Source organism: uncultured Brachyspira sp., from assembly GCF_934747485.1.
In the GTDB taxonomy this organism is placed as follows: domain Bacteria; phylum Spirochaetota; class Brachyspiria; order Brachyspirales; family Brachyspiraceae; genus Brachyspira.
Genome location: NZ_CAKVGN010000007.1, coordinates 14,988 through 39,806 on the forward strand (window position 1 = coordinate 14,988; position 24,819 = coordinate 39,806).

Annotated in this window: 25 protein-coding genes; 18 read left to right on the forward strand and 7 right to left on the reverse strand. The window is 26.1% G+C overall.

The features are described 5' to 3' along the window. Positions 1–44 precede the first annotated feature (44 nt). Both Q0H31_RS02320 and Q0H31_RS02325 read left to right on the forward strand, forming a co-directional pair. Positions 45–2,165, forward strand: a complete 2,121-nt coding sequence (locus Q0H31_RS02320) for a tetratricopeptide repeat protein (RefSeq protein ID WP_295295572.1) — start codon at positions 45–47, stop codon at positions 2,163–2,165. A 78-nt stretch (positions 2,166–2,243) separates the two neighbouring features. Continuing rightward, complete coding sequence (locus tag Q0H31_RS02325) at positions 2,244–2,450, forward strand: DUF1858 domain-containing protein (protein ID WP_013244247.1); 207 nt, start codon at positions 2,244–2,246, stop codon at positions 2,448–2,450. Positions 2,451–2,542: 92 nt separating this feature from the next. Here Q0H31_RS02325 and flgN read toward each other — a convergent pair whose 3' ends face one another. The 3 genes from flgN to Q0H31_RS02340 all read right to left on the reverse strand — a co-directional run bounded on the left by flgN (position 2,543) and on the right by Q0H31_RS02340 (position 4,918). After that, positions 2,543–3,052: a flagellar export chaperone FlgN gene (gene flgN / locus Q0H31_RS02330; protein ID WP_295295575.1), complete on the reverse strand. Its 510-nt coding sequence runs from the start codon at positions 3,050–3,052 to the stop codon at positions 2,543–2,545. 200 nt (positions 3,053–3,252) lie between these two features. Next, positions 3,253–3,663, reverse strand: coding sequence for a Holliday junction resolvase RuvX (gene ruvX / locus Q0H31_RS02335; RefSeq protein WP_295295626.1), 411 nt, complete (start codon positions 3,661–3,663; stop codon positions 3,253–3,255). Between the two features lie 22 nt (positions 3,664–3,685). Next, positions 3,686–4,918 carry a peptidase U32 family protein gene (locus tag Q0H31_RS02340; RefSeq protein WP_295295577.1) on the reverse strand — a complete coding sequence of 411 codons (1,233 nt, stop codon included), beginning with the start codon at positions 4,916–4,918 and terminating at the stop codon, positions 3,686–3,688. Between the two features lie 227 nt (positions 4,919–5,145). Here Q0H31_RS02340 and Q0H31_RS02345 point away from each other — a divergent pair, with 227 nt between their 5' ends. Further along, on the forward strand, positions 5,146–6,414 hold the full coding sequence (locus tag Q0H31_RS02345; protein ID WP_295295579.1) for a DNA methyltransferase: 1,269 nt from the start codon (positions 5,146–5,148) through the stop codon (positions 6,412–6,414). Here Q0H31_RS02345 and Q0H31_RS02350 read toward each other — a convergent pair. After that, complete coding sequence (locus tag Q0H31_RS02350; protein WP_295295581.1) at positions 6,411–7,001, reverse strand: MjaI family restriction endonuclease; 591 nt, start codon at positions 6,999–7,001, stop codon at positions 6,411–6,413. The genes Q0H31_RS02345 and Q0H31_RS02350 overlap by 4 nt on opposite strands. Before the next feature lie 101 nt (positions 7,002–7,102). On the opposite strand from Q0H31_RS02350, the gene Q0H31_RS02355 reads away from it, so the two are divergent. After that, positions 7,103–8,770 (forward strand): SWIM zinc finger family protein, encoded by a 1,668-nt coding sequence (locus tag Q0H31_RS02355; protein WP_295295583.1) that lies wholly within the window; start codon positions 7,103–7,105, stop codon positions 8,768–8,770. A gap of 313 nt (positions 8,771–9,083) precedes the next feature. On the opposite strand, the gene Q0H31_RS02360 is transcribed toward Q0H31_RS02355, so the two are convergent. Further along, on the reverse strand, positions 9,084–10,244 hold the full coding sequence (locus Q0H31_RS02360) for a peptidase M30, hyicolysin (protein WP_295295585.1): 1,161 nt from the start codon (positions 10,242–10,244) through the stop codon (positions 9,084–9,086). A gap of 470 nt (positions 10,245–10,714) precedes the next feature. Here Q0H31_RS02360 and Q0H31_RS02365 point away from each other — a divergent pair, with 470 nt between their 5' ends. Then, the gene (locus Q0H31_RS02365) at positions 10,715–11,605 is read left to right on the forward strand and encodes a nicotinamidase (protein ID WP_295295587.1); all 891 of its coding nucleotides are present in this window, start codon (positions 10,715–10,717) and stop codon (positions 11,603–11,605) included. Between the two features lie 316 nt (positions 11,606–11,921). Here the strand turns inward: Q0H31_RS02365 and Q0H31_RS02370 are convergent, their stop codons facing one another. Beyond that, the gene (locus tag Q0H31_RS02370; protein WP_295295589.1) at positions 11,922–12,653 is read right to left on the reverse strand and encodes an NAD-dependent deacylase; all 732 of its coding nucleotides are present in this window, start codon (positions 12,651–12,653) and stop codon (positions 11,922–11,924) included. Positions 12,654–12,926: 273 nt separating this feature from the next. Here Q0H31_RS02370 and Q0H31_RS02375 point away from each other — a divergent pair, with 273 nt between their 5' ends. From Q0H31_RS02375 to Q0H31_RS02420, 10 genes are all read left to right on the forward strand, one after another. After that, entirely contained in the window at positions 12,927–13,574 is a 648-nt protein-coding gene (locus Q0H31_RS02375) for a redox-sensing transcriptional repressor Rex (protein ID WP_295295591.1), read from the forward strand. 13 nt (positions 13,575–13,587) lie between these two features. Next, positions 13,588–14,295: a phosphatase PAP2 family protein gene (locus tag Q0H31_RS02380; RefSeq protein ID WP_295295592.1), complete on the forward strand. Its 708-nt coding sequence runs from the start codon at positions 13,588–13,590 to the stop codon at positions 14,293–14,295. Between the two features lie 13 nt (positions 14,296–14,308). Further along, entirely contained in the window at positions 14,309–15,469 is a 1,161-nt protein-coding gene (locus Q0H31_RS02385; RefSeq protein WP_295295593.1) for a hypothetical protein, read from the forward strand. 94 nt (positions 15,470–15,563) lie between these two features. Then, positions 15,564–16,418 carry a DMT family transporter gene (locus tag Q0H31_RS02390; protein WP_295295594.1) on the forward strand — a complete coding sequence of 285 codons (855 nt, stop codon included), beginning with the start codon at positions 15,564–15,566 and terminating at the stop codon, positions 16,416–16,418. 169 nt (positions 16,419–16,587) lie between these two features. Beyond that, positions 16,588–16,767 (forward strand): hypothetical protein, encoded by a 180-nt coding sequence (locus tag Q0H31_RS02395; protein WP_295295595.1) that lies wholly within the window; start codon positions 16,588–16,590, stop codon positions 16,765–16,767. Between the two features lie 20 nt (positions 16,768–16,787). After that, the gene (locus Q0H31_RS02400) at positions 16,788–17,063 is read left to right on the forward strand and encodes a hypothetical protein (protein ID WP_295295596.1); all 276 of its coding nucleotides are present in this window, start codon (positions 16,788–16,790) and stop codon (positions 17,061–17,063) included. Between the two features lie 53 nt (positions 17,064–17,116). Continuing rightward, a complete protein-coding gene (locus tag Q0H31_RS02405) occupies positions 17,117–17,329 on the forward strand; it encodes a hypothetical protein (protein WP_295295597.1) in 213 nt (70 codons plus the stop codon). Positions 17,330–17,414: 85 nt separating this feature from the next. Next, positions 17,415–19,349, forward strand: a complete 1,935-nt coding sequence (locus Q0H31_RS02410; RefSeq protein ID WP_295295598.1) for an ankyrin repeat domain-containing protein — start codon at positions 17,415–17,417, stop codon at positions 19,347–19,349. Positions 19,350–19,511: 162 nt separating this feature from the next. Beyond that, positions 19,512–20,450, forward strand: a complete 939-nt coding sequence (locus Q0H31_RS02415) for a UDP-glucuronic acid decarboxylase family protein (protein WP_295295599.1) — start codon at positions 19,512–19,514, stop codon at positions 20,448–20,450. A 69-nt stretch (positions 20,451–20,519) separates the two neighbouring features. Further along, positions 20,520–20,762, forward strand: coding sequence for a (2Fe-2S)-binding protein (locus tag Q0H31_RS02420; protein WP_295295600.1), 243 nt, complete (start codon positions 20,520–20,522; stop codon positions 20,760–20,762). Here the strand turns inward: Q0H31_RS02420 and Q0H31_RS02425 are convergent. Next, on the reverse strand, positions 20,759–21,949 hold the full coding sequence (locus tag Q0H31_RS02425; RefSeq protein ID WP_295295601.1) for an MFS transporter: 1,191 nt from the start codon (positions 21,947–21,949) through the stop codon (positions 20,759–20,761). The two genes, Q0H31_RS02420 and Q0H31_RS02425, sit on opposite strands and share 4 nt — an antisense overlap. A gap of 237 nt (positions 21,950–22,186) precedes the next feature. Here Q0H31_RS02425 and Q0H31_RS02430 point away from each other — a divergent pair, with 237 nt between their 5' ends. Genes Q0H31_RS02430 through Q0H31_RS02440 form a run of 3 tightly spaced genes read left to right on the forward strand, consistent with a single transcriptional unit; the run spans position 22,187 to position 24,562 of the window. Next, a complete protein-coding gene (locus Q0H31_RS02430; RefSeq protein WP_295295602.1) occupies positions 22,187–22,861 on the forward strand; it encodes a hypothetical protein in 675 nt (224 codons plus the stop codon). A gap of 21 nt (positions 22,862–22,882) precedes the next feature. Further along, complete coding sequence (gene rsmD / locus Q0H31_RS02435) at positions 22,883–23,419, forward strand: 16S rRNA (guanine(966)-N(2))-methyltransferase RsmD (RefSeq protein WP_295295603.1); 537 nt, start codon at positions 22,883–22,885, stop codon at positions 23,417–23,419. Positions 23,420–23,470: 51 nt separating this feature from the next. Beyond that, the gene (locus Q0H31_RS02440) at positions 23,471–24,562 is read left to right on the forward strand and encodes a DUF3810 domain-containing protein (RefSeq protein WP_295295604.1); all 1,092 of its coding nucleotides are present in this window, start codon (positions 23,471–23,473) and stop codon (positions 24,560–24,562) included. Positions 24,563–24,819: the final 257 nt, after the last annotated feature.

Below are 24,819 nucleotides of genomic sequence, written 5' to 3' on the forward strand. Positions count from 1 at the left end.
TTTGTATATTTTACTAAGCATTATAAAAAATCGGAACTATTCTTATGGACTTTTTAGAAGATATTAATAAATATATTAATGATGGTGATTATAAAAGAGCCATAGAAGAATTAAATTTATTAATATACGAAAACCCTGATAATGCCAAAGCTTTTTATATGCGTGGTAAGTTTAGATTTATAGATTTACAAAAAAATAAATATGACTATTCAAGTGCAAATCTTTCTTTAATATATTCAAATATAGAGTATGACCTTCTTCATTCTATAGAAATGGACCCTAATATAATTGATGCCTATAGGGGGTTAATGTATTTTAATAGAGATATAGGGAACATAGATAAAGAGAGAGAATATGCACAGATTTTGTTTGAAAAAGATAATAAGTCTTATGATGCCTTGCTTATGCTTGCTAATAGTTATCTAAACAATGGAGAGAATGCTTCTGACTTTCATCAGGCTATTGGTTATTATGATGATTTTATTGATAGAGTTGATATTGAAGAGTCTAAGGTTGCAAGGTTTGAGAGGGGACTTTGCTATTATAATTTAAATATATTAATTAAGGCAGACTATGAAGCTAATGAGCTTATAAAAGATTTTCCTTTTTATGATGATGCTTATTTTCTAAAGGCCATTGCATTGGCTAAACAGGGTGTTGACAGTGAGTTTTATTATGATGCTTTATTATTTTTAAATAGGGCTATAGAGCTTAATAATAAAAATTATAATGCCATTTATGAAAGGGCTGAATGGTATTTCAGTAAAGAAGATTATTTGAATGCTATAGAAAATTACGACATACTGCTTGAAACTGACAATAAATATAAATTGGCTGCTTTGCTTGGAAAAGCTGAGGCTTTGCATGATTATATTGTAAGCGGTAAATGCTATACGGAAAAAAAACATCTTAATGAAGCATTTTCTTTATTAGATAAAATAATAAAAAACTTTTCTTTAGATAAAAAATATATGAGATATAAATATTATAGGGGTAATTTATATGCTTATATTGGAGAGACTGATAAGGCCAAAGATGAATTTGATGATATACTAAAAAACAATGATGACTTTAACGAATGGTTTTATAATGATATGTTAGAGTTCTGTTATTATAATGCCAAAACAGATGATGATTACAAAAAGCTTATTAAGTATTTAAACAAAAATAATAAAACTTTAATATATAAAACATTTTCTTATTATAAACTAAAAAACTATAAAGAATCAGCATTATCTGCAAAAGAAATATTGGATAATTTAAATAATAATATAGAATATTTTAATAATGATGAAGATATCTATCATTTAAGATATATATATGCTTTTTCGCTAATAAAGATAAAATCTCATGATTATGAAACAATAATAGAAAACTTAAAAATATCATTAAACAGCAGCGAACTAAATAAAGCAATAATATACAGAAAAATAGCAAAAGTGATGATATACAACATACCTCAAAAATATTATTATGAAGGCATTAAATATTTAGAAATGGCAATAAATATGAACGACTTTTTTGCCTATTATATATATTCAAAAGAGCTATTTTATGGAAACATTCTAACCCCCTCTCCAGAACTCGCAATAGGAATGGCTAATACTTCTGTTGATTTACACAGCACATTTGAACCGTCTTATATTATTTTGGGAAGAGCATATGAACTAGGAAGAGGAATAGAGAAAAATGAAGATAAAGCTTTTGAAATATATTATAAATCTAATGAAATAGCAAAGATGAATAATTATCATTCATCTTGCTCTAAAGCAGCACTTTCGCATTGTTATTATAATGGCATTGGTGTAAATAAAAATGAAGCTTTGGCATTGGAATTAATAAAAAATGCTGTAGATAATTATAGCGAAAATTGTCATGACTATGTTTTATTATTGTACGCATATTTTGCTCTTACTTGCAAAGAGGGTTTTAGTTTAGAGAAGGCTGCCTCTATTTTTGATGAGGGTATTACATATCATAATAGCCTATCTTTTATTATGACTTTTAAGCGTGTTTATAAAAAACTTGGCAACAGTTCTATGGTAAAAAAACTTGCTGGTATTGAAAAAGAAACTCTAAAAAATACAGGCGAGTTTAATTTAAATTATTTAAGAAAATACATAAAAAACTATAATGAATATTATCCAATAGTATTTAATAGATAATTATCATTTTACTTTTTGACAAAAAATCATATTATATATATTATATAGGAACTAAAAAATTATAAGAGAGGATAAATTATGATAAATAAAACTATGAGTATAGGGGAAATTATACAGATATTTCCAGATTCAGTAGAGATTATGATGAGCTATGGCCTTCATTGTGTAGGATGCCATGTTGCAAGCTGGGAGAGCCTTGAAGAAGGATGCAGAGGTCATGGAATGGACGATGAAAAAATAGATAATTTAGTTAAAGAAATAAATGAAAGATGTTCTAAAAACTAATATTTATTTACTAAAATATTTTAATAAATAAAAAAACAAAAAAGCTTCGTTTAATATACGAAGCTTTTTTATATTATTTCATTTTATATTATTCACACTTGTTTATTTATAAGTACAGATAATCTTTTATTAAGTAAATGTTCTTTTCCTTTGTTGTTGTAGCCTACTTTTTTGCTTTCATTTAATACTTCTTTCATATCTGTAAAAAAGTCTAATGCCTCATCGAACAATTTTGGTGCTAATTTATTTAGATGTTTTAATCTAGCCATCAAAGTTACAAGCTCCAAACGAAGTGAAGATATTTTGGCAGTTTTATTTAGAGGTATTTTTCTTATTATATCAGACAAAGTAGCTGTTTGAGAAAGATGAGGGAATTTATTTAATATTATTAAATCTGTAATATTTTCTCTTAACTTTCTTAATTCATTAGCCTCTTTCATTTTTTCACTCTGATGCTCGCAGTACATATGAACATCTTGAAGCCTTGTATCTATGATAGAGTTTACTTTTCTCTCTTCATCTTCCAATATAACCTTATAGACTTCTATTTCTTTATTAAGAATTATTTCAATTTTTGTAAGTTCTTCATATAAGTTAAACATAAAATACCATCCCTTAATTTATATAATAATTATCGATATTAAAAAAAATTACTTTACATAATTTTTTAAATAAAAATTATATTTTATTACAGGAGACTTTAATTTATATATAAATAATAGTATTTTACATAAAGATGCAGTTATCGGAAAAGCATATAAAAAATCTATAACATTCTTTTACAAAATAAAGCATGTATTTTTCAAATATTCTTATTTAAAATGCTGAGATAGTTTTCTAATATTAAAACTGCCGCAATCAAATCATTAGCCTTTTTTTTAACGTTTTTCTTTTTACCCCTCAAAATAAAATCTGCCTCTTTTGAAGTGCCGTATTCATCTACAAAAACAACATTTACTTTAACGCTTTTTAAGAGAAACTCAGAAAACCTTCTTATCTCAGCACACCATTCACTCTCTTTTCCTTCGTCAGATAAAGGAAGACCAAAAACAACCGTATCAATTTTTTTCTCTTCTATTATATCCATCAAAGCACGTTTTACTTTCCTTGCATTACTTTCTTCTATAAGACTGCATGGGAAAGGAATTTTTATATTCATATCCATAAAAGCAGTGCCTGTTTTTTTACGTCCGAAATCTACAGCTAATATCATCATATATTTCTTTTTTATTCTATTATTCCTCTATAGTAATGATATCATATTTTTTGAAATTATGAACGCTTGATTTTATATAAGCATTATCTACATTTCTAATATTATCAACTTCTACAAACTCATTTTCTTCTGTTTTTATAAATAGTTTAAATCTGTTATCATTATGTTTTAGAAAATCTTTGCCTATATATACTAATTCATCACCATTTTTGATTGTGTTATAAACTGTTATTTTTGCATATTCTTCGCTGTCATCTGCAATCATACCCATAAGCCTTCTGCCTTTAAGATATCCTTTTAATGTTGGCTTTATATTATCACGCCCAAAATAAAAACCTGTATCGCTTTCTCTTCTGCTTATAGTGTCTAACTCTTTTAAATAGCTTGCGATAGGCTCTTTTTTTATAGCCTCTGGGTAAGATTCATAGCCGATTCTTTCAAGCAAATCTAGTAACACCCTATAAACTCTAACAGTATTAGCAACATAATAAACACTCTTCATTCTGCCTTCAATTTTTATAGAATCAATTCCAGCCTTCTGAAGCAAATGCAAATATTCTGCCATTTGTAAATCTCTGCTGCTCAATATTGTAGAATGCTCATCACCCTCTTCTATTTCCATAAACTCGCCCGGTCTTGTTTTCTCTTCTATGTAGGTTTTAAAATTCCACCTGCAAACTTGCGAGCATTCTCCTCCGTTTGCATCTCTGTTATTTAAAAAGTTTGAAAGTAAGCACCTTCCAGAATAAGACATGCATACTGCCCCATGCACAAAACTCTCTAACTCCAAATCAGTGTTATCTCTAATCTCTTTTATCTCGTCTAATGAAAGCTCTCTTGCTAATATTATTCTGCTTGCTCCTAGGCTTTCATATATTTTACAAGAATAGCTGTTTGTAACAGAAGCTTGAGTACTTATATGAATAGCGGCATCTGGCATCACTTCTTTAACTGCAGCCAACACTCCCAAATCTGAAACTATAAATGCATCTATATTTAAACTTGATATCTCTTTTAAATAGTCTTTTAAATTATTTTTATCATATTCATGCAAAAAAGCATTTAATGTAAGATATATTTTTTTGTTTAGGTTTTTAGCAATATCCGAACATTGAGCAAGTTCTTCTATGGTTGTGTTTTTGCTTTGATGTCTTAAATTAAATAAAGCACCTCCTATATAAGCTGCATCAGCTCCATAATGATATGCTACTTCTAATTTTTCTTTATTACCTGCTGGTGCTAGTAGTTCCATTTTTTATATATCTCCATTTATTGTTATATTCTTTTAATTGTTTTATTATTATAAAAAAAATCAATAATTTAATTTCTAATGTTATTAAGCGAAAAAGTTAAATATCAGTATATTTTAATAAGTTAAATATTTCAATAAAAAATGTTATAAATTAATATGTTGACATTATCGTTAAATTATAACATAATAAGACACCATATTTAATTTTTCAAAATGGAAATAATTTCATGATTAGTCATAAAATAGTACTAGGCGACAGCAGATATTTAAACAAAATAAAAGATAAATCTGTACAGTTAATCATTACTTCTCCTCCATATTGGCAATTGAAAGATTACGGTTCTGAAAATCAAATAGGATTTAATGATAGTTATGAAGAATATATTAATAATTTAAATTTAGTTTGGAAAGAGTGCTATAGAGTTTTATCTGACGGATGCAGATTATGTATAAATATAGGAGATCAATTTGCTAGATCCGTATACTACGGCAGATATAAAGTTATACCTATAAGAACAGAAATTATAAGATTTTGTGAAACTTTAGGTATGGATTATATGGGTGCAATAATATGGCAGAAAAATACTACTATGAACACTTCTGGCGGAGGCTCTGTAATGGGGAGTTTTCCTTATCCTAGAAATGGTATATTAAAAATAGATTATGAGTTTATTTTAATATTTAAAAAATTAGGTAATGCCCCAAAACCTACAAAACAGCAAAAAGAAGAATCTATATTAAGTAAAGAAGAATGGAACACATATTTTGCTTCTCATTGGACTTTTGGTGGAGCTAAACAAACTGAACATATAGCCATGTTTCCAGAAGAGCTTCCTAGGAGATTAATAAAGATGTTTTCTTTTGTTAATGAAACAGTATTTGATCCTTTTGCTGGAAGCGGTACTACTTTATTAGCTGCAAAAAATCTTGGAAGAAATTCTATAGGGTACGAAATTAATAAGGATTTTATTCCTATTATAAAAAATAAATTGAATGTAGAACAAAATGATTTAAATAATAAATTTATATTTGATATTGATAATGATTCAAAAAATCTTGAAAAAGATTTACCCTATATATTTCAAGACCCGCATAAAATGAACAAAAAAATAGATATAAAAAAGATGCAGTTTGGTTCAAAGATAGATAATAAAAAAATAGAAGAAGAAAAATTTTTTCAAGTAAAAAAGATAATAAGCCCTAACAAGATTGAAATTGACAACAATATTGTAATTAAACTTATAGGAATTAAGCCTATTGAAAAATTTGAAAAAGAAGCCATGGAATTTTTAGAGAATAAACTAAAAAAAAGAAAAATATTTTTAAAATATGATTCTCTTAAATATGATGATGATAATAATATGCTTTGCTACATATATTTGAAAAATAAAACTTTTATCAACAGACATTTAATAAAAACTGGATATGTTGATGTGGAGAGAGAATATGATTATATATATAAAAAAAGTTTTTTAAGCTTATTAAATATAAATTAATCTTCTATTTCTATATCAAAACTACCTTCAGAAATTTTATTATAATAAATCATTTTTACATTTATTTTTTCGTTTAATCTATTTGTTTTATATGTAATTGGTTTAATAGAATATGCAGTATTTCCAACATAGCCATCTATACCATGAGATTCTTCTTCTTTTGTAGCTAGTCTGCAATCTTTTTTTTTAATTTGTGCCAATTTGTGAATTATTGCTTTTTGTATATATAAGCCATTAAAAGTTTTGTTTATAACTAAATCTTCTGCCCATTTATATACCAATTTTTTATTTATTAATTTAATTGCTTCTTGAAGATTTTTTATATTTTCCATTATTCTTTCTGCTGCATTATCAATTGCATCCGGATAGTTTTCTAAATACCATTTTTTCCAATTCTCGATGTTTATATTTTGATTATTATCCATATACTCTTGAAATATTTCAGACAAAGTTCCTACTACTTTTGGACGTGTACCTTGAGCATTTTGGTTCGCTAAATTCATTAATTGTGTTGTGTATTTTGGAAATTCTATTTTTATAGATGTATTAATTTTTTTTAATTCTTCTTTTGTTAATTCAAATTTCATATATTATAACTCCTATTAATTTACATATCGGATAATTTATATATGCTTTAATCTAAATAATATATTTAAAAATTTTTATTTTATTATATTATAGAACCAATATGAATGATGAGCTATTTCAAAAATTAAAAGAATTAGAAAGATATTGTAAAGAAGACTTTCTTGTATCCCTTACAAATAAAGGAATATACAACAGAGCTTTAAAAGATTTTGAAAAGATTAAAGATGTTATAAATTTAAAATTAGATGATGAGAATATAAAAATCTCTTTTGAAGATGTAGAAGTAATATTTAAAAATGATGAAATAAAAAACTCTCTCTGCTCTTGCCCATCAAAAACTATTTGTAAACATGTAATAATAGCAATACTCTATATAAAAGATTATCTCTCTAAAATAGATTATAGTTCTCAAGAAGAGTCCTTTAACAAAAATAATTTTAACTATATAATAAATACTTCAGTAGATGAATTAAAAAAAATATCAAGCAAAAAAAACTTTGAATATGCATTGGATATTATTAAAAATAATTCAGAAACAAACATAAAAGAAGATAATATATTAGAAATAAAATTAAAAGAAGCTGTAATTTATTTTGAAAAAAATAGCAGCATAGAAAAATCAATCTGCTCTATTTGTAAAGACAATAATTTATGCTATCATAAAATAGCTGCCATATTAAAATACAAAGAGTTTTATAATAATCTTGAAGAGATAAAAGAAGAATACAAAGAAATAGATTATAATTTAATTTCATTTTCAAAAATGTTTGTAGAAGATATTTTTAAGAAAGGAATATACTCCTGCAATGAAAATGATTTTGACAAGGCAGAATATATTGCCACACAATTATTAATAAAAGACATACCATCTCTTTCAAAACTTTTTAGAAGTGCTGCTAATGGAATTGATGCTATGATTAATAAAAAAGCTTATTTTAGTAAATTATTAATGTTTAATACACTTGCAAAAATTTATAATTTAATAAGATATATAGAAGCCTCTGATAATGAAACATTAAATAAACTAATAGGAGAGAAAAAAACCAAATATGTGGAAAATAGATATTCAGAGTTTATTGGAATAGGTGCTTATCCATTTGTTCTTTCAAGCGGATATATGGGCTCTACTTCTTATGTTTATAATTTAAATAATAAAGAAATATATTCTATATCAAATATAATGCCTACTTTTTATGAAAGCAATAATAATTTTAGTATTTATGATAATATAAAATTAAATTATACAAAAAAAAATATTAATAATTTATCAATAGAAGATTTATCAAAAAATAAAAGCGGCATTGAAAATTTTAGAACCAATAATGATAATAAAATTTCATTAAATAAAAATACTAATTTCCAATTAAAAGAGAGAGTGAATTTTAAGTTTATTGATTCTATAAAAAAAGACTTAGAAGATATTTTTATTGAAAGCTATGAGGATATAAAAAATATTAGTTTTGATTATGATTATTTTTTTAATAGAGAAAATTATAAAATCATTATCACAGAGTTTGAAAGAATTGAAAATATAAGTTTTGATAAAATTAATCAGATATTTTATTTTGATATATTAAACAGCAAAAAAGAATCTCTAACGCTTAATATAAAATATAATAATATAAACAAGCATGGAGTAAAGTTTATAAAAAATTATAAGAACTCAAAGATTGACGAAGATAAATTTATAGTGATGAAAAAGAGCAATTTTACAATAAAGCCAATTAGTATAATAAATATTAATGCAGTTATAAACATATATTTTTAATTTGTTTTAATATTATAAGTTTATTAAAAATATTTTTTAAGTTTTTTGTTTGTGGTGGCTTTGCCCCCACACCCCCAGTTCTTTTATTGGTATAAAAGAACCAAAAGAACTGCATTTTTAATCAATAATACTTAAAAATTTTATAATCAATAATATATTACTATATAATATTTAATTATTAAACATATAAATATATAATTACATATGATATTATCAATAATATATTTGCACTTTTTGCAACTTTTTGCTGCGGGAAAAAGTTGAATAAAAAAATAAAAAATTGTATGATAAAATATAATTATCTAAATCTATATCAATAATATGAGTTTAGTATCAAATATCTGTCCTTACCTTTAGCATTAACATCTGGGTTATAAACAACATAAACATTGTTGCCAAGCTCAACATATCTAAGAAGTTTATCATCAGAGAAAAAATCTCCCTGCACATATATTGCAGCCCCCGGAGACATTGGGAAGTTTGCTGATGCTGTTATCACTTTTGGTTTTGTATTTATTATTCCTTTATATCCGTATAAACCGCTTGCTTCATTTTTATAATTAGCCTCAAGCCATGTAGCATATAGTTCGCTCCAATCTTTAAACTGCTTTATGTTTTTATTTGCAGCATATAGAATTGCTTTGTAAGTGTGTTTATATTCTTCTGGTGCGTTTGCTATGTCTTTATATATTTCAAAGCCATTTTTTGAATGTATAGCTAGCCAATACATAAAAAGTGAAACAGTTGCATATTTATGCACAGTGTATCCTCCAGACCAATTAACAAAATAATCTCCTTTGGTTATAAGATACATAGAATCACTGTTATAGTATTGAAGACGATTTTCTGGCAAGTACCCTCTGTATGCTATTACTGCCGCTTCTGATAATGCCTCGTCCACCCACACATCAAAATCTGTTTTTTTGCTTTCTCTCAAATTGCTGTAATGAATTATATGCTGAAGCTCATGAATTATTGTGTTTAATACAGAATCCACATTATCCCAACCGTTTATATAATCTAAAAATATTATGTTTTTGTTTTCGTTTTCTATTTCGCTGTAATTGCCTTCAAATATGGAGTATCCTTGCATATATGGTTTAGCTCCTGTGTGTCCTCCATTTATGTCCATTATGAGAAGTATTAATTTTGTTTTTATATCGCCGTATAAATATTTTTCTAATTCATATGCTTTCATTGTTTGTGATAATATTTCTTTTAATATTTTTTCATCTACTGTAAGTCCATTTTCTAAGTACACATCTATACTTGAAGTTGAATATATATTTTTTGCTTTTATTTGTTCTTTTGAATAATTGTTATTAATATATCTTACTGCATTAAATGTTTTCTCTTTATAATCAGCTTTATATATTTCGTAGGTTTTATTTTGATTTAATATGCTATTGATGTTTGCATTTAGTATTAATGTGTTTAATGATATTAAGATTAATACAAATATTTTTTTCATCATAAGAACACCTCGTATTTTTAACAAGTATTAAAAGTTCTGTTATAATTCTCGGCAAATAAAGTTTTTATCAAAGCATATAAAATGGATTTCTTTCTAATACTAAATTAATGAGTATTGATATTATTTTAATTTACTGTTTGTATAAGTTTTTTTATTCAACTTTTTCCCGTAGCAAAAAGTTGCAAAAAATACAAATGTTTTAACTCTATATATTGGAATATATTAAGTATAAAATAATACTTGTATTTTAGGGTTAAAAAATGCAGCCTTTTTGCTTCTTTGTGGCAACAAAAGAAGTGGGGGCGTGGGGGCAAAGCCACCACAAATAATAAAAAATAAAAATTAAATTTTTGAAAAATATAATTGATAGCCATATACTAAAATAATTAATTATAAAACAAAAATGCTTTACAAAAATTATTATTATATTATCATGTATATAAAATAAGCTTCTATAAGAGGATTTATTTATGGAATACAAACAAATAGTTAACGAAGATTATATAGCTAAAGAAGAAAACCCAATTAAACAAAGCGATATATATAAATTAGCAGAAGAGTTTGCAAGTAGTAGCAATAATAACAAATCAGAAAATAATTATGCAATGCTTATTGTTGATGCTCAGAGAGATTTTGTAGACACAGAAAAAGGTGCATTGCCTGTACGCGGAGCTAAACAAGATATTTCAAGAATAACTAAATTTATTTTTGAAAATATAAACTCAATTTCAGCAATATACACCACAATAGACACTCATAGATATGATGCTATATTTCACCCTTGTTTATGGAAAGATAAAGAAGGTAATGATGTTAAACCTTTTACAGAAATTACAATAGACAAAATAGAAAATAAAGAAGTAATACCTGTTTTTGAAGATATTCAAATTGATTATGTAAGAACATTAAAATCACAATGCAGTCAAAACTTAATTGTCTGGCCTTATCATTGCATATATGCTACAGATGGCTGGCTTATAGAAAAACAATTATCTAATATGCTACTTTTTTATGAGAGAGCAAAAAATACTTCAGTTAATAGAATAGTTAAAGGCACAGATAAGTTCAGCGAAATGTATGGAGCTATAAAACAAGAAGTTGTAAGTAAGTATACTTCTAAAAATTCTCATACTTGGATTTATACAATGAAAGATTATGATAAAATATATATATGCGGAGAGGCAAAAGATTATTGTGTTTATGAGACTGTTAAGCAATTATGTGAAGAGTATGACAGCAGTGTTAGAAGTAAGCTTTATGTGATGATGAATTGCTGCAGTTCAATAGGCGATGAAATAAAATGCAATTTGAAATATAAAGAGTTGTCGAAGAAATACGGCATTAACTTGATAGAGATATAATTATTAGTTTATCAATTTTTTTTATTGTTCTTTTTCCCGCCGCTCGCACCCATACCTAAAGGTACTTCTTTCAGTCGCAGGCACTCCCTTCGGTCGCGGTGCGGAGTTCTTCAAAGTTTAAAAAATGCAAATATTTAAATTTCATATATAATAAAAATATATATAAATAATAAAATATGTTTTGGGTGATATTTCATAAAATGCAGTCTTTTTGCTTCTTTGGGTCACCAAAAGAAGTGGGGTGCGAGGCAAAGCCCTGCAAATAATAAAAATAAAGAAAGTTAAAAATTTTTTGTAGTTATAGTAAAATAAAAAATTATAAATATTTCTCTATTTCTGTAAATGCAACACCTGCTTTCTCTTTAACATAAATATCAACTATTGAATTTGTAAAATTAGAAGGCTCTGGATTAATCTCCATTATTGCTGCACCAGCTCTCTTTGCTATATGAGGAATTTGAGCTGCAGGCATAACTTCTCCGCCTGTTCCTATTATAATAAATAAATCACATTTCTGAGCGTCCTCTATAGAGCTTTGAAAATCGTAAGTAGGTAAAGCCTCTCCAAAAAATACGAAATTTGGTTTTAATATGGCATTACAATTTTCGCAAGTAGGAGGGTCCATTGATAATATTTTTTTATCTATTTTATATTTATTATGACATTTCATACATACAGCATATTGAGCAGTACCGTGAAGTTCATATACAATTTTGCTTCCTGCCTCTTGATGAAGATTATCTATATTTTGTGTGATTACAGAACGCATTATGCCTTTTTTTTCTAATTCTGCTAATACCAAATGAGCCTTATTAGGCTTAACGTTGTCTATAGGCTCATAGAATACTTTTTTTAATGAATGCCATGCTTCTTTAGGGTGTCTTGTAAAATATGAAATTTCAGCAAATTGACTCCCATGTTTTTCCCAAAGCCCATTCTCTCCCCTAAAAGGAGGAACACCGCTTTCTACGCTTATGCCTGCACCGGTGAATGCAACTGCATATTTTGATGCTTTTATTTTGTCTGCTATTTCTTTATAATCTATCATACCTATTATTATATAATAAAAATATATTATTTCTACAATAATCTTTTAATAAATTTAAATATTAATAAAAATAAAAAAATTTCATATTTATATTTTACTTTTTATCTATATTTTATATACTTAAAGATACATATAATATATATATTATATCAAAATAAAATATATAAAAATAATATTATTGCATTGTTAATAATCTAAAATTATTGACAGTAAGCTTTATTATGATATAATATATTAAGTATATGTAATAAAAAATACTGTAGAGGTTTTAAAATGATTAGTAGAACACAAATAATGAGACTATTAAAATATAAAAATGCATTAAGAAGAATGAAGAGTTTTGGTTTTATTAAAGCATATTCTAATAACTTGGGTGATGCAATAGGAATAACCTCTGTTCAGGTGAGAAAAGATTTTTCATTATTTAATATATCAGGCAACAAGAAAGGCGGTTATAATGTTGATGACTTGCTCGACCAAATAGATAATATATTAGGCAAACAAATATCGCATAATATAATATTAATAGGCTACGGAAAAATAGGTAAAGCTTTGGTTAATTATAGAGGTTTTGAAAATGAATCTATAAAAATAGTAGCAGCTTTTGACCATAATCCAGAGAAAATAGACAGAGAGGCTCCTACTCCAATACTTCCTATAGATGAATTGAAAGATTTTATTATTAACAACAAAATAGAGATAGCAATATTAACAGTTCCAGATTTAGAAGCACAAAGAATGTTTGACGTGATATGCAATGCTGGTATTAAAGGTGTATTAAATTTTGCTCCTATAAAATTATTAGAAAGACCAGATTGTATTATTAATGATGTTAATATAGCAGATGAAATAGAATCATTGTTCTATTTTATTAATGATGTTAAATTGCCTTCTCCTAAAAAATCTAAAGAAAAGAAATAAGCTTTTTTAGATTATGGAACAGAAAAATAATAATATAAACAATCAAGATGAAGGTATAAAAAAAGATAATGATGAAGAGCTGCATAAAAAAAGGATTAAAAGAAAAAGATTAAAAAAAATCTTAAAGCGAAGAAGAAAAAGAAAAAGAATAGCATATATTAATGGTCTTCCTCTAATAAAACTATTATCCAAAATAGATGACAAATTATTTTTAAAGATTTTTAAAGATAATAGAAAAGGTCCTTTTAAAAGCTTTATGAAGTTTATGAGCAGGCTTGGAGATGGTTATGTGTGGGCAGGTATTTATCTTATATTCTATATGTTTAGAATAGATTATGCTTTAATATATTTTTCAAGGGCATTAACAGCAGCTATTATATGCATATTTATTTTTTTATACACAAAGAATTTCTTCAGCCGTATACGCCCATATAAGAAACATGGAAAAATTCCTATAATGTATCCTCCAGATAAGCATTCTTTTCCATCTGGGCACACTATGGTAGCTTTTGCAATATCTTTTTCTATGGGAAGTTATAGTTTATATTCATTTTTCTTATTTTACAGCATTGCTTTTTTAATAGCATTCAGCAGAGTTTATGTTGGGCTTCATTATCCTTTCGATGTTATTTCCGGAATAATATCCGGTACTGTTATAGGGGCATGCACTAATTTGCTTTTTTATTATATAACAGGTCTTCCTATGATTGGACATCTTTGATATAATATAGGGCATGAAAATATTTTTTATATTCTTGTTAATAACTGCTATAACATTCGCACAAAACTCTGTAATGGTATTTCAAAATAATAGTGATTATATGCATAGAGCTCTCTATGATTTAATTACCAAAAATATTTTCCTTTATTCTGATTTTAAAATTATAGAGACAAAAGAGAATAACAATTACAGCCAAGTGAAATCTAAAATAAAAGAATTAAGTTCAAAAAATAATTCAGACTTTTCTATTTTGTATAATATAAAAGATTTTGAAGATGGATTTTTACTTAATTATATTATTTATGATAATTCTAATAGATGGTATGAAAATGAATATTATTTTAGAGAAAGTAATATGTTTGAAGCTGTCAATAAAGTTTTAGATGATTTTTATAAAATGAATCATGTAAGCATTTCTAAAGACAATTACATAAAGGAAGATGAGTATATTTCTCTTATAGGCTATTATTCTGATATTGTGTCTAATGATAATATTTACAATTTGTTTTATAATTTTCACAAGGATAATATTTATTTTAATATGGATTATTTGGAGTATTTATTTTCCAATAATGAAAATGAAGATGATTTGATTTCTAATATATTAAAAAACATTGATAAAAAAAATCATTATTATTTTTATGTACTTGGTATTAAATATTATAATAATTATAAAGTAAATGTTATATATGATGATATAGAAAAAAGTATTTTAAATTATGAGGAGGCTATAAAATTAAAACCAAATTCTTATTTATATAACGAGAAACTTGCTAAGGCTTATTTGCTTAAAAATGATTATGAGAATGCTTTAAAATATTATGAGAATGCAATTATTTTAAGTGATAATAACACTGATTTAATAAAAGATGTTTTAAACATATTAAACAGAGATTTTGAGAAAAATGCTAATAAAATAATAGAATATTTTAACAAAATAATCAGTATAGACAATAATGATGATGAGGCAATAGAGGAGCTTGCTAAACTTTATGAATCTATTGGAGATTATAATAATGCTTATCTTTATTATAATAAACTAATGGAAGCAATAAACTATCATCTTTATATTATAAACAATGAGAAGCCTAATGCTTTGCTTTATGATAGATATATGCTTAAAAAAAACAGAACCCAAACAAAAATAAAGTCTATAGAAAATAGAATGAAATGATTGTATTTCATTTTCAGGGACTAGCCGCTATAAATAAAAAACCAAAAAATATTTTACAAATTTAAAATTTTTAATTGATAATTAATGGAAATTTATGAAAAACAAAACTAAATTAGCAATATTTTTAATGATACTTTCTGCTTTATCTTTTAGCTTGATGCAGATGAGCGTAAAAATTTCCGGTAAAAGTATTCCTGTAATGCAGCAGGTTTTCTCACGCAACTTAATAATAATGATAATTAGCTTAATTGTTTTATTAAAAAATAAAGAGAGTTTTTTACCGAATAAAGAAAGCATTATACCTTTAATATTAAGGTCTTTGTTTGGATTTTTTGGAGTTGTGGCATCATTCTACGCTTTTAATAATATGATTTTAGCAGATGCTTCTATACTTCAAAATACTTCTCCTTTTTGGTCAACTTTTTTTGCATTTCTCATAATAAAAGAAAAGATTTTTAAAATACAGTGGCTTGCATTAATTGTAGCGATAATCGGGGCAATGTTTGTTATTAAGCCATCTTTTAATTCTAATATATTTCCTTCTTTAGTAGCATTATCCGGAGCAATGTTTGCAGGATTAGCGTACACTATGATAGGCTATCTTAAAGGCAAAGAAAGAAACTCTATTATAATACTTTATTTCTCTTTTATATCATCTATCCTTTCTTTAATTTTTGCTAAAACTTTTGTAATGCCTAATCTGTATGAGTTTTTAATGCTTATTCTAATAGGTGTATTTGCTGGCTTTGGACAATTCTTTTTAACAGTGTCTTATAAAGAAGCTCCTGTTTCTACTGTAAGTATATTCAATTATACAGGGCTTATATTTTCTTATTTGATAAGCGTTTTATTTTTCAATGAATTAATAGATGTTTATTCTATTGTAGGCATGCTTCTAACAATTTCTGCTGCTTTGATTGTATATTTTTACAAGTTAAAAGTTAAGTAAGTCTGTTAAAATTCGTACAAAATGTAGCGTAATATAGTTTACATTTTATTTACAATATAATATTTTTTGTAAAATTAATTTATAATTCTTTACAAAACAATTAAAATATACTATAATTATAATATAAGGTTAAATAATTCCTTAAATTTACAAAAGAGGGAGATTATTTATGAAAAGTTTAATAATTTTAGCTATGAGTTTTATTGTTGGAGTAAAGGCTTATGGTTTTGATTTAATAGAAGATACTTTTGATTTCATATTTGATGATTTGGCGAAGGTAATTGGGATAATAGTAATAATAGGTATTATATTTTATTTTATAAAGAAGCATTCAAAAAACTCTAATTAATTTTAATATTTGGAGATACAATGAAGAAAATAATAATATTTATAATATCATATAACTTAGCTTATGGTTTTGATTTAATAGAAGATACTTTTGAATTTTTATTTGAAGATGTTGCTCAGATATTTGGAATTATAGCAATGATACTTGTTGCTATGTATTTTATTAAGAGATTTTTAAGAGAAGATTCTAACAGTTCAAAGAGGTTTTCTTATCATAGGGAAGAAGAAGAGAATAATAGAACTGATATAGTAAAAAGAGAAAGAGTTTATGATATTAAAAGAAACAAGGATAATTAAAAAAGTATAATTAAAAAGTTAATCAAAATTTATTAAAAAAGGAGGAAAATTATATGAAATATTTAGTAATATCTTTAGTATCAATATTTTTTATATTTATAATTGTAGGAATGGTTTTTCTTTTTAGAGGAAACACTGGGTATTTCAATTATTATTTATTAGATAATTTAGATGATATAGTAGAGGGTATATTTGAGATTATTGTTTTAGGTATAGTTGCTGTTATAGGCGTAGCATTTTTGAAAAAGATTTGGCATAAATTATAATTAATATATTTGAGGAATATTTTATGCTTGCTATTTATAAATTATTTAATATACTTATATAATAATATTTTCTCGGAGTATAAAGGTGAAGTATATTAAATATTTATTATTGTTATTGGTTTTTAATTTTTCATTGTTTGCTTTAACAGAAGCTGAACAAAGTTTATTTGATGCTGTAAATAAGAAAGATTCTCAAAATGTTTCTGCAATACTAAATAGTTCTCCAGACATTAACATTAATGCTTCTGACATGGAAGGATACACGTCTTTGCATAGGGCTATTGTTAATAATGATTTAAATACCGTAATGGAGCTTTTAAAAAATGAGAATATTGATATTAATTCAAAATTGGGAATAGAAGTTTCAATAGACGGATGGTATTTAGGAGGGGCTACACCTTTAATATTAGCTTCATATTTGGGATATGCTGATATAGTAAATGTGTTAATAGAGAAAGATGTAGATATTAAAGCAAAAGATGATGTTGATGGATGCATGGCTATACATTTAGCTGCTGCTAACGGAAAAGATGAAGTTATTAATATTTTGTTAGACAAAGATGCTTCAAACATAAATGATGTAGACAATAAAGGAAATACTCCATTACATTGGGCTTCTATGAAAGACAAAACTGATACTGTGATACTACTTATTGATAATGGTGCTGATATTGAAGCTAAAGATGTAGATAGTTGGACTGCTTTACATTATGCTGCCGCTTTTGCATCACTTCAAACTGTTGAGGCTTTAGTGAATAATGGTGCAGATAAAAACAGCCTTACAAAAGATGGTAATATTCCTGCAAATTATGCTAAAGATGAAAATATAAAAACTTATTTATCCGGCGGAAAAATAGGAAGAGAAGATACTGAAGTTACAGAAGAAGAAGCAGAAGAAACTGCTGAGAATACAGAAACTTCTGAAACAATTACAGAAGATGAATTAAATACTGAATTAGATACTACTCAAAACGGAAGCATAGTTGCTCCTGCTGCAGTAGATTTAGACCTTAAACAATTAGAGCTTTTAATAGCTGTAAAAAATAATGATATAATCGCTGTTAATGCTCTATTAAAAGAAAATGTTAATCCTAATTTTGCTGATGAAGAAGGTTATTCTCCATTACATAGAGCCGTATTAAATGATAATTTAGATGTAGTTAATGTTTTACTCAGCTATAAAGATATAGATACAGAAATGAAACTTCCTTATGAAGCAAGTGTTGATGATTGGTATTTAGGAGGATCTACTCCGCTGCTTATAGCTTCATATACTGGAAATGCTGATATAGTTAATGCTTTAATAGAGGCTGGAAGCGATATAAGAGCAAAAGATGATATAGACGGTGCTACTACTATACATATAGCCTCTGCAAATGGAAACAATGAAGTTATTAATATTCTTCTAAATGAAGATAATACTTTAATAAATGAATCAGATAGTATGAAAGATACTCCATTACACTGGGCTTCTATAAAAAATCAAACAGATACTGTTTCACTTCTTCTTGCAAACGGTGCTGATACAAAACTTGCAAACTCTGACGGAAATACTGTTTTACATTATGCTGCTATGTATGGAGATGTTAATACTGTTAATGTTTTACTTGAGGCTGATTCTTCTTTGGCAAGCGTAGAAAATAATGAAGGAATCACTCCTATTTATTACGCTATCATTGTAAGCGATAATGATATTTTGTCATCATTAATCAATAATGGTCAGATAGATGTTAATAAAAAAGATTCTTTGGGATATACTCCATTACATTATGCTGCTAACTATGGTAATATGGAAGCTGTTGTATTATTGGTTGAAGAGTTTAATGCTGATAAGACTATAGTAAACGATGATAATTTTACTGCTTCAGATATAGCTGCTAATAATTCTTATTATACTATAGTTGAATATTTAGGCGGCACTGTAAATTATAATAATCAAAATAATATAGAAGATGTTAAGCCAAATATTATACTTCCAGAATATAATAAGAAAAGAGATTTATCTAAAAAGTGGTGGTAAACAATAATTATTAAATAAAATAATAAAGAGGTTTAAAATTAATTTTTAAGCCTCTTTTTTTATTAATTATATTTTATAAATAATATATATTATTTTTTAATCTATTGAAAAATATAAAAATATTATGTATCATATATAAAAATTATTAAGGAAAATAAATATATGAAACGAATAGTTGTGACAGGCGGTGCTGGTTTTTTAGGCTCTCATCTATGCGAAAGATTATTAAAAGAAGGAAATTATGTCATATCTGTTGATAATTTTTATACAGCATCTAAGGAAAATATTAAACATCTATTAGACGACAAAAATTTTGAAAGCATCAGGCATGATATAACAGAACCTATACATATAGAATGTGATGAAATATATAATTTTGCATGTCCTGCTTCCCCAATACATTATCAAAAAAACCCTGTTGCTACTTTTAAAACTAATGTTTTTGGCATACTTAATATGCTTAATTTGGCTAGAAATTGTAATGCCAGAATATTACAAGCTTCAACAAGTGAAGTTTATGGAGACCCTTTAGAGCACCCGCAAAAAGAAAGCTATTGGGGACATGTAAATCCAAATGGTATAAGAAGCTGCTATGATGAAGGAAAAAGAAGTGCTGAAACTTTAATGATGGATTATCATAGACAATACAACACTGATATAAAAATTATAAGAATATTTAACACTTATGGACCTAAAATGAATGAAAATGATGGAAGGGTGGTTTCCAACTTTATTATGCAGGCATTACAAAATTTAGATATTACAGTTTATGGCGATGGAAGCCAAACTAGAAGCTTTTGCTACTGCGATGATTTAATTGACGGTGCTGTAAGAATGATGAATTGCGAAAACTTTATTGGTCCTGTGAATTTAGGCAACCCTTATGAAATGACCGTTTTAGAGTTTGCTGAAAAAATAATAAACATGACTAATTCAAAATCAAAAATAATATTTAAAGAACTTCCTAAAGATGACCCTATAAAAAGACAGCCGAATATTAGTTTAGCCAAAGAAAAACTTAATTGGGAGCCTAATTATAAGCTTGAAGAGGGATTAAAAAAGACTATAGAATATTTTGATAATTATTTGAGAAATAAATAATTACATATATATTCTTGAATTTTATTATAAAAATGTTAAAATAGAAAAAAATGTTTTGGATAAATTATTATGGATTTAAATATAGAAGACTTAAAATGTCAAACCTCTATAAATTATGATAAAATGCTTTGCAATTGCAAAAATGTTTCATATAGACAAGCATATTCAGCAATAGCCGCAGATAAACTCACATCTGTAGAAAGCGTGTCTGAAAAAACTCAAGCAGGTACAGGCTGCGGAGGATGTAAAGAAAAAATAGCTCATCTAATAGAATATGCCAAAAAAAATGAGTATGCTCCTTTAGACTTTTAAACTTTATATTTTTTATCTGCTTCCTCTATTAACCTATTAAACTTTTCTTTGATAAGAGCGGTTCTCTTTCTCTGCCACATCATATATATAGCAATACTATAACATATTAAAGATATTACCATCATAAATAAAAAAGCTATAAAATATGAGAAATTTGAAGCTAAATATCCAACTATAAAAGGTATAACCAAAGCAGCAACACCCGTTAAAGCTTCATTTACAGCCACATTAGCACTATCTCTCTCTTGGTCAGCCAATGCATAGTAAAGCCCAAAGAAATATCCAAATCCGCTCACAAAACCCAAAAATATAAATGATATAAAAAACACCCAAAAATTATTAGAAACTAAAAGCAAAGTCAAAGCAATAGGAGTAAGCAAGCCGACAACAGTAAACACTCTCTTTTTCTCTAATATTCTAAAATAGAATGCAGAAAAAAGTGCACCCAAAGACATAACCCCAGATAATACCCCAACTAAAAATGTAGCCTTAGCATTAGAAAGACCAACCTCTTTTATTCCATAATCTAAAAACATAAATCTTAAAGTGTGAAGCACTAAAGCACCTACAAATATAATAAGCCAGCCTATATAAACTTTATATCTCGGTGCTCTCATAAACGGCTCTTCCCATTTACGTCTTTTAGGTTTGAAATGCAAATGCCTTGATAAATAAAATAATATAAACATCAAAACACTCATGACTATTACAATAAAAAATCCAATACTCGAATTAAAATTGTAAACAGCACCTGTAACTATAGGTCCCACAGATAAGCCTAAAGTCCAAGAAAATATAAAAAGTCCGCCGCTTATTCTAATAGGCAAATCTTTTGATACACTGTCAAGCAATGATTGAAAACATACAAAAAATATAGTAGTATTTGCACCATATAAAAAAGAATATAGAAGAGACAATTCATTATTTAAATATATTATACAAAGTATACTCAACACTGCCTGCATACAAGATTGAATATATAATAATTTTGGATATATCCTTTTTGGTATTTTAAACTTTGAAAAAGTGCTTGCTGAAAACATCATACCCATACCGTAAAAAACGGCTAAAAGAGAAACAAAAAAAGCACTCGCTCCTGCCTCTGATGAATTAATAACTAAAACAGTAGAAAATATACTGGAACATAAATAAACTAAAAAAGGCATTGAATAAACCAATAATATCATTTTATTATTACCTCAATAAAATCATATGAATAATAATAATATATTTTATTTTTAAAAAAGATATAGCAAATTAATATTTTTATTTAATAATATGAAAATTTTTACAAATAATTTTAACTATATGAAATAATTAATGCCATTTTATAATAAATTAAAATAACATTACTATAAAAAATATCTTGATTTTTAATAAATATTGTTTAATATTATTTAATACAAATTATTAAAAGGTATATTATGAAATTTATTTTTTCAAGAACTATAATAGGAATTTTAGTTTTGATTATTGGGGCATATATTTTGCTTCAATATGTGTTTCATATATATATACCAGCATTAGCATATGTACCTGTATTTACAATAATAGTATCAATATTAATTATAGCATGGGGTATAGCAATAATACTTGGAAGAGGTTTTTATGCCTCAAAAACAATAATAGCTCTCACTATCATTGTTACAGGGCTTTATATTTTAATAAGATATGCTCTTAACATAAATATGCCTTTTATATTATACACTCCTATATTTAGAATGATTATAGGAATGATTATTATATTCATTGGAATATATATCATAGTAGGTGTTTATTATGTTGGAGATAAATTGCCTAAACAAAAAACAGAAGATTATAATATTAATTTTAAAAGCTCTACAATAGATTTATCAGACATACAAATCGACAGAAATAAAAATGTTAATGTTAATTGTGCATTTGCTGATACTGTTGTTTTAATTAATCAAAATATACAAATACATATAAAAGCTTCAAGTGCATTTGGAAGTATTTCTATACCTACTGGAGATAGTGTGAGTTTTGGGGAGATGAACTTTGTTATGGGTACTTCTGATAAAATACTTTATTTGAATGTTAATGCTGCTTTTGCTCAGATTAGAGTATTATATATTTGATTTTTTAATGAGGATAAAAAATTGCATATAATATCTGGATACAAAAAAAATAAAAAAATCATTACACCAAAGAGAGATTTTAGACCTACTCAGGGAAAAGTGAGAGAGGCTTTATTTAATATAATAGATGCTAATGATAAAACTTTTTTAGACCTTTGTGCTGGAAGCGGTGCTGTGGGCTTTGAGGCTTTAAGCAGGGGGGCTAAGTTTACTGCTTTTATAGAAATAGACAGAGAGGCTGTTAAAACCATATTTACAAATGCAAAAAACATATTTGAAGAGAATCAATATAAAATAAAAAGAGTATCAGCTGACGACTATGTTAAAAGGACAAATGATACTTTTGATATAATATTCTTTGACCCGCCTTATCATTCAAAAATTTATTATGAAGTATTTTTAAATATATTTGAAAGAAAATTATTAAATGATGATGGATATTTATTTGTGGAGATGGGTCTTGAATATTATAAAAGCTTTTTAGAGAAAGTAAAAGAACATAACTATGAAATAAAAACTTACGGCGAGAGTGTTTTAATAATTTTTAGAAATATATAATTCAATTTTTTTAAGCTTTACAAATAAAATTATTTTGGTTATAATAAAAAAATGAGAAACAAAATAACCTTTCTAATATGTATAATATTTATAGCTGTAGTATTAAAACTCCTCACTTTATCGCCAAAATTTATAGAAAATTTTTATTCAAGAAAAGCTTATAAAGTTATATCTGGAAGTATTGGAAGATTAACATCAAACTTTAGTTTTTCTATTGCTGAAATACTTTTATTTATTTTTATAATATTAATTGTTTTATTCTTTGTTTTCTCTATAAAAAAAATAATCTTTGGACAAGAAAAGCTAAAATTAATATTTAACTTTTTATATGGGGTAGTATGCATTGCAATTATTATATATATAGTTTTTATGTCTGTATGGGGATTAAATTATTATAGATTTCCTCTTATCAATAATTATCAAAAATACTTCTTTGAAAACAACAATATCACAGATGAAGAATCATATAACAAACTATATTCATTAGCAGAGCTATTAATAAAAGATTTAAATGATTTGCAAACAAAAATGAAATATGAATCTTCAATCAATACAAATTATCAAGCTTTAAATAGAATGGTGGAAAGTGAATATAATAAAGTCTTTGAAGAGTTTCCATATTTAGATATGTATTATTCAAGAACAAAGCCAATAAAAATATCAAAACTTTTTTTAAGACTTCAAATAACAGGAATATATTCTCCATTTACTTCGGAAGCTAATGTTAATACTCTTATACCATACACTTCTATTCCATATACAATAGCTCATGAAATGGCACACAAAATAGGAATCGCCTACGAAGATGAAGCTAATTTTATTGCATATTTAGCCTGCTCAAAACATAATGATTTGTTTATACAATATTCAGGAGCCTTTGAAGCACTTTTATATGTGTTATCAGAACTTAACAGAGATGAAAATTATGCCATGCTTATTTCAAACCTCAATGAAAAAACAAAAGAAGAGATAAGATATAATTATGACTTTTGGAATCAATACAGAGGACAGCTCTCTAATATAAGCCATAAAGTAAATGACACATATTTAAAAGCAAACAATCAAATACACGGCATAAAGAGTTATTCGAGAGTAGTAAAACTTTTAATCTATTACAATATGAGCAAAGGTTTTTTACAATGATAGGATACTATAACTAAAAAAGTTTATAAAAATTTATATTTTTTAATTTTAAATATTTGCAGGGCTTTGCCCTTAACGAAGTACACACCGTGCAGCACCCCACTTCTTTTATTGGTATAAAAGAAGCAAAAGAACTACATTTTAACTAAAAATAATATTTTACATTTTTATATATATTTATAAAATATAAAATAAAAACTATTGCACTTTTTGCAACTTTTTGCGGCGGGAAAAAGTTGATAATATTTTATAAAATA